This is a genomic window from Paenibacillus tyrphae, assembly GCF_027925525.1.
Taxonomy (GTDB): Bacteria; Bacillota; Bacilli; order Paenibacillales; family NBRC-103111; genus Paenibacillus_G; species Paenibacillus_G tyrfis_B.
The window spans coordinates 51,708-67,063 of sequence record NZ_BSDJ01000002.1 but is presented as its reverse complement, the minus strand read 5'-3'; the positions used below and the strand labels follow the sequence as shown (position 1 = coordinate 67,063).

The window sequence follows — 15,356 nt, the reverse complement described above, 5'->3', positions numbered from 1 at the left end:
TCATATTCTTATAAAAAAAAATAGGAAGGGGGGGGGTAAATTTAAGTTGATAAAAGTTAAGGTTAATTGAAAGCTTATTTATTGCAACTCAGGTAGGAGAGATCTTTTACATACAAAACGGAGTTATAAGAACTTTTTTTAATATTAGCCCACGAATCTTAAAACTAGGTCTTTCTAGTGGCGGATATGATGAACGGGGATTGTTAGGGCTGGAATTTCATCCAGGATTATATTATAATGGTTTGTTTTATCTTATTATTCAGTAGCTGGAACCCAAGGTCCAGGAGCTTTTCCAGGTGCTCCTCCTGAATCTTTTAAGCCTAACCCTTGTGATTCTAGAATCTTAAACCTAAAGTGGATAAATAGGGCATTAAGTACCGCAATGGCTAAAGATCCGAATCCGGGTCCTAATGGAACGGTTTTGCCGAATGTGGAACACGGAACGGCTTACAGAGTGTTTTCTCCCATGGCTCGGGCGGGTATGACAGTATGGAGAAGATTAAGCTGAATAAATTGCTCTGGGACGCGATCGGGAGCGAATTTGGCGGCCGGCATGGGCTATACGAACGAAATTATACCGGCAATTGTGAGATCTCCGCATTCACGCACTGATGGAAGCTGTAAACAGCGGATCTGCCGAGGCGTTCAAAAACATGGTGGAGCAGTGCATGAGCGATTATGACCTTGATGGTTGGACGGACCCACACGATGTCAATCTGGTGCAAAGATAAGAATGATCCCAAACCAAAAGAACACTAACCGTCATCGGATCAGCGTTTTTTTTCTTGTGCAGCCTGCCCAGAGGCACGCTGCATATAAGAAGGCACCCGTTCGGGTGCCTTGCCTTTGGCTTTCGCTCTATAGATGATACGCTGAACAATACCGCAAGTAACGGCAAGTTTTTTTTGTGGCGTGGATTATGATACAGTAGTTGTAAGGCTCGTAAGGGCGTTCATTTCATGGTTTTTGGCGAAATGCGGATTTCATAAAAGGAGAAAAGAGGGATAGAAATGTCGTATATTGTAAACTTTAAAAATGTGTCCACGGTTGGTTTAGAGTCTTCTCCTGTAGCAGAAGCGCTTGCTGGTTTACGTGCCAATGAAGCCCGTTACTTTATGAACAAATACAAGCACGAATTTACGGTTGTACCAGCTAGTGAAAGTCAGGAGACCCTTGATTATGTGAACCGAATTTTGAAAGAGCGAGATATTGAGTTTGCGGCCAAACCTTTAGAAACATCGCGTTTTCAAGTTGAAAATATAAAATTTGCTTATGTCTTTTATGAGGATGGTCTTGGGATCAATGTCATGTATACGATGGATGACCCTAAGAAGCGGGCCGTTGGTTTTAAGCTTTCTGAGGGGATGGAGGTACCACAGGAATTAGAAGGGAAGTTTAAGTTTGCCAGACAGAAGTCAGCATTAGCTGGAACAATTCGGGGCTCGTTTTTTGTAATCAAAGGGGAATATTAAGGTAAGGAAAATCGCATTTGGAACCCAAGCTAAATAATCACAATGTCAGGAATCCGGATTGACACCGGATTCCTTTTTTGTGGTGCCGAGCCCACATTAATCTAACTCGCCAAGTACGCTTGCCTCTTCCAGCGAAGGGATAAGAAACTTAGTCTCGATTGGCGATGACATGACGATAAGGATGGTGTAGGTCCCGTATTTATCACATTGATTTCCGAACTCTTCGAGAGATCGTGTGGACTCAGTCATTACTTTCAATAAATAGTTGTGTTCTCCGCTTATGCGGTGGCATTCGATGACATCGGGAGATGAGCGGCAAAAATCAAGGAACGCATGACACTCCCTTGTACGAAACAGAATGTAGGCTGCTGCGCCTTTTCCGATTTTTTCAGGGGAAATCGTGGTGCGGTACTCTTCAATGATTCCTTTTTCCTCCATACGCTTTACTCTCTCCGTTACTGCGGGTTGTGATAACCCGACACACTTGCCTAATTCCGTCATTGAAATTCTTGCCTGGCCTTGAAGATAATATAGGATTTGCTTATCAATATGGTCCATCGAAACCGCTCCTTTAATTTTAAGGATTTCCTCATCAACTAACTCGTTTTTCTTTGTTTTAGGGTAGATATAACTTGAATGCTTTATGTAAATTACTCAACTTAATAATTATAATAAACTCACAATAGTAAAGTAATCAAGGCTTTAACTATTGAGGAAGGATGATGAAAGTTGAGTAAGAATTTAGATACAAGCCTGGATGAAGTTATCGAGCGTACTCTTACCGATAATCGGCTGGTTGGCGCTGTGGTTAAGGTGGCGGTAGACGGAGTGCTGGTTTATAACGGTGCTGCCGGTTTTGCCGACCGTGAGAGGAACAATCCGATGCAAGAAAATGCCTTGTTCAGGCTTGCCTCCGTATCGAAACCGATCGTTTCAACGGCTGCCTTGGTACTCATATCGCAAGGCCGGCTCCAACTAGACGATCGCGTTGATCGATGGCTTCCATACTTTCAGCCGCGTTTGCAAAATGGCGATATCGCGGAGCTCACGATTCGACATTTAATAACGCACACGGCCGGGCTGACTTACCGTTTCTTTCAGGAAGAGAATGGTCCCTATCATCGTGCAGGGGTGTCAGATGGGATGGACCAGGCCGGTATCACATTGGAAGAGAACCTGCGCCGTATTGCCTCTGTTCCGCTCCTTTACACGCCAGGTACTCAGTGGAAATATTCGATCGCGACAGACGTGCTGGGCGCCGTTATCGCCAAGGTTACTGAAATGCCGCTTCAAGAAGCCGTTTATTCCTTGGTGCTGAAACCGCTTGGCATGTATGACACCGGATTTACTGCCGTTGACCCGGAGCGGCTGACCACTGCTTATGCCAATGATGTTCCAGTGCCGCGGCCTATGCATGATCCCGACAGCCTGGCATTCGTGGAAGGCACGGCGGGCTTCCGGCTTGCCCCTAGCCGGGCGCTTGACGAATCGGCTTTTCCTTCCGGCGGGGCCGGCATGGTCGGAAGCGCCCATGACTTTTTACAGCTGCTGGAAACCTTGCGCAAGGGAGGAACGCCGCTGCTGCCTGAGCGGCTGGTTCGCGAAATGACGACTAACCAGATCGGTGATCTGCCGATGGCTTATTGGCCGGGCAGAGGCTTCGGTCTTGGATTTACGTTGCTTAAGGATCCTGCCGCCGCAGGCACGCCGGAATCACCGGGCACCTGGCGGATGGGCGGAACCTACGGCCATTCGTGGTTCGTTGATCCTGAACGGAAGCTCAGCGTTGTGGCATTTACCAATACCGCGCTGGAAGGCATGTCGGGTCAGTTTACCGTCGATCTCTGCAAAGCCGTTTACGACGGAATCAAGCAATAAAGAATGCGTTTAAGAGCCTGGTACGGCATGATCAGGACCAGGCTCTTTTATACAAGGGAGTGGAGAGGTTGGTTCAATTCAGTTCGGCTAAAAAGACCATGAACCCTATATTTTTCATTGCACTGGGTTTATTTGGCGTATACACCATTGAATTTGGCGTTGTCGGGATACTGCCGGCAATCATTGAACGCTACAGCATCAGCACATCGCAGGCCGGGATGCTCGTTGGCGCGTTTGCGATTGTCATCGCGTTGTTTGGTCCCTTTATGGTACTGCTGCTTTCCAAACTTAACCGAAAAAATGTGTTGATGACATGTCTGTTCATTTTTGCCGGGAGCAGTTTATTGTCAGCTTTCGCTCCGAATTTTTATGTTTTGCTGGCGCTTCGGATGATTCCGGCTTTGTTCCATCCCGTCTATTTTTCTCTGGCTTTTGTCACGGCTATTTCACTGTATCCTAAGGAAAAAGCGACGCAAGCTTCCGCCAAAGCATTTGTCGGAACCAGTATGGGCATGGTACTTGGAATTCCGATAACAACCTATATCGAGCATCAATTCTCATTCGAGGCCGCTTTTCTATTCTGTACCCTTGTCAACATCGCTGCTGGGATCGGGATCGCCATTATGCTTCCGAAAACGCCGAAAGCGGAGAAAATAACTTATGGGAAGCAGCTCGGTATATTGCGTAAAATCCCCCTTTGGATCAATATTGGCGCTGCAACTTTTATATTTGCGGCAATGTTTTCAGTCTATAGTTATTCTGCCGAATATTTGGAACAAGTGATGGGGATGAACGGAGAGACCGTCAGTGTCATGCTTGTCATATTCGGTATCGGGGGAGTGGCCGGCAACTTGCTCGCGGGGAAACTGATTGGAATCCATATGGCGAGAACGACTGTGCTCCAACCGATCGTATTAGCGCTCTCTTACTTCTTGCTTTCCTTAGGAGAAACGGCGTCTATCGTACCTATTATTTTGATCATGGTCTTGTGGGGAGCGGTTCATACCAGCGGACTCATTATAACGCAGATATGGTTAACATCCGAGGCTCCCGAAGCGCCTGAATTTGCTACTGGGCTGTATATTTCTTTCATCAATCTTGGCGTGTTCATCGGTTCGGCAGCAGGCGGAATGTTTATCGATTTTTTAGGCGTGAAAGGGACCATATGGAGCGGCTTGCTGTTTATTGTGTTAGCCCTTGCTTGTATTGTCATAAAAATTGTTTTCTTTAACTCAAAAGGTATGAAGGAAAAGGGGATTAGCCAGTAAAATTACCCATAAAACTCGTAGAATTGCACATCCTCAACGTCCGACGGCATTCTTACAATAGTAACAGTGGCGCTAGGGAAGGAATGAGGGAAATGTGCGCCTCGGACGAAGGCCACTGCAAGGCAATGCTTGAATTTTCTGATAACATTTGACCACAATCTACATATTATGATAATATCCTATATAATTACAAATATTAAATAATTTAACTTTGTATTAAACTAATTCTCAACAAAGCACGGAAGGGGAGAGTTGATGGATTGGTATGCATTATTTGTCGAAACGGGAAAAGAAGACTTTGTTCGCACGAGAATTCGCCATGTTTTTGACGAATCGGAGCTCAATGCGATTGTGCCAAAGCGGAAGTTGCAGGAACGCAAACAAGGAAGGGCATACGAAGTTTGCAAAACGATGTTTCCCGGTTACGTGCTGATTAAAACCCGGATGAACGTGAATTCTTACTATGAGCTAAAACAAATTCCGAAGTGCTATCGGCTTTTAAATAAGTATAACAGGAGGGACACAAGAGAGAGCTTGCAGGAAAGCGGTATGGATGCCGAGCAGGAATCGAACTTATTTTTCAAAATTGAAGAGCAGGAAATGGCTTTAATTACGCAGCTTATGGATAGTAACGCAACGATCGGATTTTCGACTGTATACGTAGAGAACTCAAAAGTGATCGTTTGCGAAGGCCCGCTTAAAGGTAAGGAAGCAATCATCGAGAAAATCGATAGACGCAAAAATAGGGCGCGAATTTCACTGGAGTTTATGCGGAAAAGAGTAGGCTTTGATGTGGGGATTCATGTGTTGGATATGCTGGGGGTTCATTGAACTCGATTTGGTGCAGTTTCCAAAATTCAGAAGTGAATCCAAACGATGCTTCGGTACGTTGGAGCAGCTCTGAAGACATATAACGTTTTCGTAGTGTGTATGTTACATACAGATGATCGGGCGAAGCTATGCCGATATGGAGGGATCTGCGCTGGGGAAATCTGTTGTTTTTATGTTTGCGGGCCAAGGGTCTCATTACTACCAAATGGGCAGGCAGCTGTTCGTCGGCAATGTTCGCTTTCAAAACACGATGTCCGAGCTGGACAAGCTGGCGATTGAGCTGAGCGGAGAATCCATCGTGCAGCATCTTTACCAGAATGGTTCTCCGGGTACATCCTTCACGAGGACGCTGCTCTCTCATCCTGCTATTTTTATGGTAGAGTTCGCATTGGCTGAAGCATTAATAGCTGAGGGGGTGCGGCCCGATTACGTGCTTGGCAGCAGTCTCGGCGAATTCGCCGCCGCTGCGGTATCGGGCATTTTATCCGCGGAAGATGCGCTTAGGTGCGTTATGGAGCAGGCGAAATGCTTTGAGCGGCATTGCAGCTCGGGTTCTATGCTTGCTGTGCTTGCTCATCATTCATTACTCGAACAAATCCCCGGAATCGAACATTGTACGCTGGTGTCCGTCAATTATGACGGGCATTTTGTTATTTCCGGGCCGCATGAAGCGCTCTCGCACATCGGGAGCTGGCTGGCAAACAATTCGGTGGTCAGTCAGATGCTTCCGGTATCGTTCGCTTTCCACTCCGGCCTCATTGATCAGGCGGAGCGCTCATACGTCGATTATTTGAGCCGGTTTACCTTTCAAAAGCCGCGAATTCCCTACATGTCTTGTATGCTCGGCGGCTTTGCCAGCGAAATCGAGCCGGATCATTTTTGGCAGATCGCCAGAAAGCCTATACGTTTCCGCGAAGCGGCGGAGACACTTGAAGCGTTAGGTCCGCACACCTATGCGGATGTGGGGCCGGGCGGCACGCTTGCCGGATTCGTCAGACGGAATTTCAAACCCGATTCATTATCGGAAACCGTTATCTTATTGGCCCCTTTTATAAAAGAAGAAGAAGGTATGCGGAACCTGTGCGCAAAATTTCGAACAACTGAACCCGTTATCCAAGGAGGAAGTCGCGTCATGAAAGCGTACGTATTTCCAGGTCAAGGATCGCAATTTAAAGGGATGGGTCAGCATCTTTTCGGGCAATTTCCGGAGCTCGTTGCAGTCGCAGACGAAGTGCTGGGCTACTCTATAGCGAATTTATGTTTGCAGGACGGCGAAGGACGGCTGAACCGTACGGAATATACACAACCCGCTTTATATGTCGTGAATGCCTTGACCTATTACCAGACTTTGCAGGAAACCGGCATATCTCCGGATTATACAGCCGGTCATAGTCTTGGCGAGTTCAACGCGCTGCTCGCTGCGGGGGTGTTCGACTTCGCAACAGGGCTGCAGCTGGTCAAATTCAGGGGGGAATTAATGAGCAAGGCTGCCGGTGGCGGCATGGCGGCTGTGTTGGGACTTGCCTATGACAAGGTGCGTCAAGTTCTGCGGGACCATCGGCTGGAAACGATCGATATCGCTAATATCAACAGCCCTTCGCAAATCGTACTATCCGGACCCAAAGATGATATCGTCGCAGCGCAATCCGTTTTCGAATTAGCCGGAGCCGGCAATTATGTAGTCTTGAATGTAAGCGGCGCATTTCATTCCCGCTACATGGAATCGGCTAAGCGGCAGTTTGCGGACTATGTACGGCGCTTTGCATTTGCCGCACCGCATATTCCTGTTATTTCCAATGTGTGGGCCAGACCTTATACCGCTGCAACAATTGTTGAAAATATGGTGGAGCAGATCACATCTCCCGTGCAGTGGACGGACAGCATCCGCTATATGATGGGCAGAGGGGTCGAGGATATTGTTCAAATCGGCCCCGGCTCTGCTGTCGCCAAATTGGTGCATGCCATTCAAAGAGATGCGGCCCCTCTTGTCGTGGAGGAACACGAAGAGGAAGGAGTTCAGGCTCAGCCGAACGGCGAGGAGCAAGCTGCCGGACATCCGCAGCTTTTTACCGCGGATCATTTGGGCTGCGCCGAATTCAAAAAAGACTACGGGCTGAGGCTGGCTTATATCGCAGGCGGGATGTACGGCGGCATCTCCTCGAAGGAGATGGTCGTACGCCTTGCGAAAGCCGGAATGATGGGGTTTCTCGGCACCGGGGGAATGCGAATCGCCGACATCGAAGCCGAGCTGTTATCCATACAGCGGGAGCTTGCGGACAACCAGCCCTACGGTCTGAACGTTGTGCATAATCAGAGCCAGCCGGAAATGGAAGACGCTATGGTGGATCTGCTCTTGAGACGACAGGTTACCCGGGTGGAGGCCAAAGGTTTCTTGACCATGACGCCGGCGCTCGTAAGATACCGGATCATGGGCTTGTCCCGCAATCGTGACGGCAGCATCGCGTCGTCGCATAAAATCATCGCCAAATGCTCCCGGCCGGAAATCGCGGCATTGTTTATGAGTCCCGCTCCCGATCCTATTGTGGACAAGCTGCTCCGCGAGCGGAGCATTACGGAGGAGCAGGCGGAATGGGCAAGAAGCGTGCCGATGGCGGACGATATTTGCGCGGAAGCGGATTCCGCGGGATATACGGACGGTGCGGCGGCGATGGCACTGCTGCCGGCCATACTTGCGCTTCGCGAGACGATGATGGCCAGGCACCGGTATGCCCGAAAAATCAGAGTCGGAGCGGCGGGAGGGATCGGAACCCCCGAGGCCGCTGCGGCTGTTTTTGTCATGGGGGCCGATTTCATCCTGACGGGCTCCATCAATCAGTGTACCGTGGAGGCCGGTACGAGCGCGGCGGTCAAAGATTTGCTTCAGCAGATCAATGTGCAGGATACGGCATATGCGCCTGCCGGAGAGATGTTTGAGCTCGGGGCGAAAGTGCAGGTGCTCAAGAAAGGCGTTTATTTTCCGGCCAGAGCCAATAAATTGTACGAGTTATACCGCCAGCACGACAGTATTGACGAGATCGACGAGAAGACGAAATCGCGACTTCAGGAACAATATTTCAAAAAGAGCTTTGAAGACATCTATTCGGAAGTCAAGCAGACGCATTGCGCGGGAGAAATTGAGCAAGCCGAGCGAAGCCCGAAAGCGAAAATGGCATTGTTGTTCAAATGGTATTTTTCCCATGCAACGAAGCTGGCGCTGCAAGGAGATGTGGAAGCGAAGGTCGATTACCAGGTTTACTGCGGGCCGGCTTTGGGAGCATTTAATCAATGGGTGCTTGGAACTCCGATGGAACGTTGGCAACAAAGGCATGTCGATGTCATTGGCGACACCTTGATGAAGGAGACGGCGCAGCTTCTGAATAGACGTTTGTTCCGCACCGGATAAGTATGAATACGAGAGGAGTGAGAGTATGCAGATCGACACGGACGTATTGATTGTCGGCGCAGGAATTGCAGGTGCGACATTGGCGCTTGCCATGGGCAGAAAAGGCTATAACGTTACGCTGATTGATCGATTAAAGCAATTCCAAAACATACCGAAAGGAGACTTTCTTCAACCGGTTACCATCGATATTTTGAACGGGCTGGGAGTGCTTCCCGACATTAGCCCGCACTGCGCTACGGTGACAAAGGTCAACTACGGTACGATAGGCGGCATCAAGTGCTTTACCGGAAACTACGCCGACCTGGATATGCCGGTCAAATATGCACTGAACGGAGAGCACCGAAAAATACACGAGGGCATTATCAATGCGGCAACCGCTCTTCCGAACGTCCGTCTTTATCCCGGCGTTAACGCCGAGAAGCTTATATATGCGAACGGCAAGGTGGCGGGAGTTGTAGCTAGTTCGGACGAAGGGACCGTGACGATCGCCTGCAAAGTGCTGGTGGGCTCGGACGGAATTAAATCGAAGATCAGGGAGCAGCTTGCCCTGAAATATAATCTTTATCCTTACGAAGAGAAGAAGGCCAAAATGTTCGTTTTTACGCTTCATACGGCAATCACTCCGGAGGCCGAAGCCAGCTTTTATTTTGGGCAGGGCGTCAGCTGCGGCGCATTTCCACTGCCTGATAACCGGGTTCGGGTGTATTTGGCTCTCCGCAAAGACTTATGGCAGAAAATCAAAGACGAAGGCATCGAAGCTTTGCAAGCATTGCTGCATTCCCTGTACCCCAGCCTGAAAGATGAGGTGGCCCAAATCGCCGACTTTAAGCAGGTTCAGTCCGTACCGGCCTTTTATTTGCATACTCCAAAATGGGCGGTGGACGGAGCTGTTCTGCTGGGAGACGCTTGCCATGCTCTAAGTCCGGCGCTCGGACAAGGGATGAATTTGGCTATCCAAGGGGCGATGGAGCTGGCGGGCACGCTGGAAGCGGCGCTGAGCACCGGCGATTATTCCGAAAATACGCTGCGTTCGTATGAAAAGAAGAGGCGCAAATACGTCCGGTTAATTCAGCAGAACAGCACCGCCCACACGTTTTGCTGGTTCGTGAAAAACGCAGCTTTCGTCAAAATGCGCAACGCCGCCTTCCGTCGAATGGGAAACTGCCCGAATTTGCTGAAAGAGCAAATGCTTACGACATCCGGGTACAGCGATAAACCGCCCTCGCTTTCCCATTTGCTCCGCTTCGCCGGGCTAATGAAGCCGTGACGCTTACGACGAAGTTCAAGTTAATGGAAAGGAGAGGAGGATGACGTTGAATCGTGTGGATATCGCGGTTGTAGGAGTGTCTTGCCGGTTTCCCGATGCCGATGGATATCGTCAGTTTTGGACAAATCTTGTGTCCGGGATGAATTCGATCCGCGAAATTCCCCCGGACCGATGGAATGTAGAGGATTACTATTCCCCGGATGTCAATGAAGCCGGCAAAAGCAACAGCAAGTGGTGCGGTTCGCTTGACAACGTGTATGACTTTGATCATCGTTTTTTTCATCTATCGCCCCGCGAAGCCGGAAGTATGGACCCGCAGCACAGATTGCTGCTGGAGGAGACGTGGCGCTGCATTGAGGATTCGGGCATCCCGCTTCGGTTGCTTCAGGAACGGGTGACTTCCGTGTACGCGGGAATCATGTCACCCGATTATCTTCAGGAGCTGAGCGGTAGCGGTGCGTCCGCAGCAGACAGCTACGCCTGCCTGGGCACCTATGAGAGTCTGCTCGCCAATCGGATCTCGTATGCATTCCACTTACGGGGAACGAGCATACCCGTCAACGCGGCATGCGCCTCATCGCTGGTCGCCGTTCATGAAGCCCGGCGCGCTTTGATGCAAGGAGAATGCGATTACGCTTTCGCTTCAGCGGTAAACTTGAATCTCCATCCTTTGAAATATGTTTCTTTCTCCAAGTCGAGGATGCTGAGTCCGGACGGGCAGTGCAAGACGTTCGACAAAGATGCCAACGGTTACGTTCCGGGAGACGGCGTAGGCGTGCTGCTGCTGCAGCGGCTCGATCAAGCCGTGGAGGAAGGCAACCGTATCTATGGGATCATCAAAGGCTCCGCCGTCAATCACGTCGGCAAAAGCCCGTCTATCACGGCGCCGAAAGTCCAAGCGCAGCGCGATGTCATTCTAAGCGCGTACAAGTCGGCGGGCATTCGTCCCGAGACGGTGACGTATGTCGAAGCGCACGGGACGGGAACTTCGCTCGGTGATCCGATCGAGGTGGAAGCTTTAACCCAGGCATTTCGCCAGGATACGGAAGACTCCGGATTTTGCAAAATCGGCTCGGTCAAAACGAATATCGGCCACTTGGAAAGTGCAGCGGGGATGGCCGGAATCATTAAAGTTCTTATGATGATGAAACATCGGACCATCCCTGCATCCCTTAACGTGAAGGTGCCGAATCCGATCATCGATTTCGCGGCAACTCCTTTTGAAATCGCAACCGAGTCAAGCGAATGGCGGAGCAGGGAAGAGGGGCAGCCATTGAGAGCGGGGGTCAGTTCATTCGGTTTCGGCGGTGTCAATGCGCATGTCCTGCTCGAACAGTACAAGGAAGCGCCGAATGCAGCGAAAAAAAGGAAGAGCAGGAGCGGCAAAACCGCTGCTTCGGCCGGCGGCAGGCTGTTCGTTTTATCGGCCAAAAGCGAGGAAAGTCTGAAGCGGATCATCACCGATTGGAAGCAGTGGACGGCAAGCACGGAGTTCATGAATGAGGTGGCGTTGGACGATATATGCATGTCGCTGCTTATGGGACGTGAGTCGTTCCTATACCGGTTCGGCGGATTGGTTGAGAGCAAGCAGGATCTATGCGCGATGCTGGAACAAAACGCCGACATCGCGCGCGCAGCGGAACAGCTCTGGTGTTTGCACGTTGACGATCCGAAGTGGCAGGGCTATAAGGATATCGGTTGGAGCGGGGCGGAAAGTGTTCTGCTGAAGAGGAGAGAGGAACAATTCATCGCCGTCCTGAGGAAGCTGGGAATAGAGAGCAGCATCGCGCGCGGGTTTTATGACGATACGTGGAGCTGCGAATATCGGGAACTATATTTGTTCGCAGCCGGTTATATTCATGCATCGGCTCTTATGGAACTTGGATGGTCTCCGGCCTGCGTGGCAGGATCGAAGTCGGGAGCATGGGTCAGCCTGGCGGTCAGTGGCATGCTCTCTCTCGACGACATCGTGGCCGTCCTTACCGGTCATAAGAAGCGCGACGATATCCAACCGGGAAGGCCGTCCATGCCGCTGTATCTATCCGGCGGGCAGATGCTGATGCCTTATGCTTTTGATGAAGCGTATGTGGAGAAAATCGTTGGTGCGTTAAGGCATATTGCCGATAGCCGGTACGACGGTGTGTACGCACAATTGATGGACAAGGCAAAACAGCTGTACGCGAATCAATATACGTTTAAAACGTTGATGGATGAGTGGCATACGGCGATTCAATCCGTTACAGGGGCAAATAGTAAAAGGTGGCTGGACGAAGGGGCTGACGGAGTTACCGCAGCGGCTGAACTTTTCAATCCGGCGGAAGCGAAGCGACTGTTGATGCTGATGATTGCAAGTTCCATTCAAAAATTGAATCGGAAATGGGACTTGCAAGAGCAGCGGCAATTTGATCATCCGCCGTTTTACGAACTGCTCGATTTGCTGGCGGACGATGTGATCACGAAACAAATGGCGGTGCGGCTCGCTGCGGACAACTATCACGATTTTCGGGAAGCGGCGGCTGTAATGAACCGCAACTGGAGCAAAATGAAACCGGGCCGCCCCTATTCGGTTATTAAAGAACATAGCAGGCTTGTCGGCGTTGCCCGTAATAACGGACAATGGCTGGAATCCTTTATCCATGCGGATGATGAAACGGATCAAATCTTGTCGGCTGTAACGGCGCAGCTGGAAGCAGGGACGCCAATCACTTGCCTGAAGCTGGACCGGCCTTTCATGGAGAACGCGCTCAATCTTTGGCTCTGCAATTCGGACATGCGCTTGACCGAGCTGAACAGTGACAAGAGGTATACCAAAATCAGCTTGCCGCTTTATGCTTTTCAGCGGAAAACGTTTCGCTTGTCCAACCATCGGTCCGTGCAGGGGGCAGAGGCGGAGGGTGCCGTCATGCTTCATCCTCTGCTGCACCGAAATCGTTCCGGCGCTCATCAACTGCAGTTCAGCTCGGTCTTCAGCGGGCGGGAGTTTTTTATCGCCGATCATCAAGTGAAAGGCAGCAGGGTGCTTCCCGGCGCCGCTTATTTGGAAATGGCCGGAGCGGCGGTGCGGCAAGCCGGAGGGCTGCTTGCGCAAAGTCAAGAAGGATTTACGCTAAGAAATGTCGTTTGGATGAACCCGATTCGCGTAGGCCAAGATGCGGTCACGGTTCATACCGCTCTATACCCGGACAATAACGGCGACATCCGGTATGAAATTTATTACGAGGAGCGGGTGGACAACCGGACTGTCGTATGCGGAAGCGGCAGGGCGTCCATACAGACAGCCCTCGCCGGGGCCAATCTGAATATCAGTGCTGTACAGACACAAGTCGGCGGCCGATTGTTGAGCGCTGCTGCTTGCTATGAACGATTGCGAAAGCTGGGCCTTGAGTATGGGCCGAGTCATCAAGGGATACAAGAAATGTACTTGGGGCGGGAGCAAGCTCTTGCCAAGCTGGCGCTGCCGTCCTGTATTTCGGATACAGGAGAACAATATCGGCTTCATCCGAGCTTGCTGGATGCAGCGCTCCAGGCGGCCATCCTCTTTGCGGATGGAGATCGACAATCGGACGCCGCCGCAGCGAAGTCGCCGCTTCCATTTGCGCTGGACACGCTAGAGCTGATACGTCCGTGCACGCCGCGGATGTGGGCGTATATTCGGTTCAGCAGCGGCAGCTCCAGAGGCGACAAGGTGGAGTATCTCGATATTGACATGTGCGATGAATCCGGCGCATGCTGCGTGCGGATCAACAGATACACCTCCAGAAACCTCGAAGGAGAATTGCCGCAGCGGCCATTTGCCGACGATTTGCCGACAGGGCTGCCTGAAGACGCTGTGCTCTTGACACCGGTATGGGACACCTTCCGGCTTACAGCCGATGTCGTCGCACCGGTCCCCTTACATGATCGCATGGTCGTCATTGGCGGGAATATGCACGATTGGAATGCGATTCAAAAGCGTTATCCGGGTGCGCTGGCCATGGACGGAACGACGGATTACACGCTGGACGAACTGGCTCATAAGCTGGAAGCTTGCGGACCCATCGATCATCTCCTCTGGATTGTACCCGCTTCCCCTGGGGATATGGAAGCACCTATCTCGGGCGAAGCGATGATCATGGGGCAGCAGCGGGGAGTGATTCAACTGTTTAGACTGGTGAAGAGCTTGCTTCGGATCGGATACGGAAGCAAGCCGCTCCAGTGGACTGTACTCACTTTCCAGACACAGCCCGTCCATAAGGCCGATCGCGTTGATCCTGTTCATGCCGGCGTTCATGGCCTGATCGGATCGCTCGCCAAGGAATATCCCGGCTGGAGCATTCGGCTTGCCGATCTGGAGGCCGGAGCCGATCGTCCGTGGGAGGAATTGTTCGCGCTTCCGGCGGACCCGGCGGGAGGCGCATTCGTTTATCGCGGTAAGCAATGGCATAAGCGGGTGCTGGTGCCGGTCGCATGTCCGGCACCAAGCGGTTCGGCCTACCGGCGCGGTGGCGTATACGTTGTCATCGGAGGCGCGGGCGGGCTGGGGACTGCATGGAGCGAATACATGATCCGCACGTATCAGGCCCGTATCTTTTGGATCGGCCGAAGGGAGATGGATGCGGACATCGAAGCAAGCTTGCAAAGGCTTGCGCGGCACGGCCCTCCGCCACAGTATATAAGTGCGGATGCGGCGAACCCGGAAGAGCTGCACCGCGCGTATCAAACCATTAAAGAGCGCTGTACGCGAATCCATGGTGTCATCCATGCAGCGATCGCTCTGCTGGACAGCAGCATACTGAAAATGGACGAAAGCCGATTCCGGGCCGGATTGGTTGCCAAAGCGGATGTTTGCGTCAGCATCGATCTCGTATTTCGGCACGACGACCTTGATTTCGTATTGTTCTTTTCCTCCATGAACTCCTTCGCTACGCCCCCCGGCCAAAGCAACTATGCTGCCGGATGCGCGTTCAAGGACGCTTTTGCGCAATGGCTTGCACATGAACGCGCGTATGCGGTTAAAGTGATGAACTGGGGATACTGGGGAAGCGTCGGAGCCGTGGCTTCCGGCGATTACCGGAAGCGGATGGCGAAGATGGGAATCGGGTCCGTAGAGCAGCCGGAAGCGATGTTGGCTTTGGAAATACTTCTTGGAGGGCCTTTGCATCAATTAGGTCTTATCAAGACGGAAGGCGGACGTAACCCATACCATATCGATCGGCGGGAATTGGTTACCGTACATCCATGACACATGGCGCGGTAAA

At 51.2% G+C, this 15,356-nt stretch carries 9 protein-coding genes and 1 pseudogene; 9 read left to right on the top strand and 1 reads right to left on the bottom strand.

From position 1 onward, the window contains the following. Positions 1-65: 65 nt before the first annotated feature. From QMG93_RS02455 to QMG93_RS02445, 3 genes and pseudogenes are all read left to right on the top strand, one after another. Positions 66-367, top strand: a pseudogene (locus QMG93_RS02455) (glucose dehydrogenase); the annotation flags it as partial. A gap of 122 nt (positions 368-489) precedes the next feature. Then, positions 490-612, top strand: a complete 123-nt coding sequence (locus tag QMG93_RS02450; RefSeq protein ID WP_281933309.1) for a 4-hydroxyphenylacetate 3-hydroxylase C-terminal domain-containing protein — start codon at positions 490-492, stop codon at positions 610-612. A 398-nt stretch (positions 613-1,010) separates the two neighbouring features. Then, a complete protein-coding gene (locus QMG93_RS02445; RefSeq protein WP_281933308.1) occupies positions 1,011-1,472 on the top strand; it encodes a phage tail protein in 462 nt (153 codons plus the stop codon). A 96-nt stretch (positions 1,473-1,568) separates the two neighbouring features. On the opposite strand, the gene QMG93_RS02440 is transcribed toward QMG93_RS02445, so the two are convergent. Continuing rightward, positions 1,569-2,030 (bottom strand): Lrp/AsnC family transcriptional regulator, encoded by a 462-nt coding sequence (locus QMG93_RS02440; protein WP_281933307.1) that lies wholly within the window; start codon positions 2,028-2,030, stop codon positions 1,569-1,571. Between the two features lie 171 nt (positions 2,031-2,201). Between QMG93_RS02440 and QMG93_RS02435 the strand changes: the two genes are divergently transcribed. The 6 genes from QMG93_RS02435 to QMG93_RS02410 all read left to right on the top strand — a co-directional run bounded on the left by QMG93_RS02435 (position 2,202) and on the right by QMG93_RS02410 (position 15,340). Next, positions 2,202-3,350, top strand: a complete 1,149-nt coding sequence (locus tag QMG93_RS02435) for a serine hydrolase domain-containing protein (protein ID WP_281933306.1) — start codon at positions 2,202-2,204, stop codon at positions 3,348-3,350. 68 nt (positions 3,351-3,418) lie between these two features. Next, positions 3,419-4,618 carry an MFS transporter gene (locus QMG93_RS02430; RefSeq protein ID WP_309299646.1) on the top strand — a complete coding sequence of 400 codons (1,200 nt, stop codon included), beginning with the start codon at positions 3,419-3,421 and terminating at the stop codon, positions 4,616-4,618. 255 nt (positions 4,619-4,873) lie between these two features. Next, positions 4,874-5,449 (top strand): antiterminator LoaP, encoded by a 576-nt coding sequence (gene loaP / locus QMG93_RS02425; RefSeq protein ID WP_281933305.1) that lies wholly within the window; start codon positions 4,874-4,876, stop codon positions 5,447-5,449. Between the two features lie 172 nt (positions 5,450-5,621). Beyond that, positions 5,622-8,852: an ACP S-malonyltransferase gene (gene fabD, locus QMG93_RS02420; RefSeq protein ID WP_281933304.1), complete on the top strand. Its 3,231-nt coding sequence runs from the start codon at positions 5,622-5,624 to the stop codon at positions 8,850-8,852. 25 nt (positions 8,853-8,877) lie between these two features. Beyond that, a complete protein-coding gene (locus tag QMG93_RS02415) occupies positions 8,878-10,119 on the top strand; it encodes an FAD-dependent oxidoreductase (protein WP_281933303.1) in 1,242 nt (413 codons plus the stop codon). A gap of 40 nt (positions 10,120-10,159) precedes the next feature. After that, positions 10,160-15,340, top strand: coding sequence for an SDR family NAD(P)-dependent oxidoreductase (locus tag QMG93_RS02410; RefSeq protein WP_281933302.1), 5,181 nt, complete (start codon positions 10,160-10,162; stop codon positions 15,338-15,340). Positions 15,341-15,356: the final 16 nt, after the last annotated feature.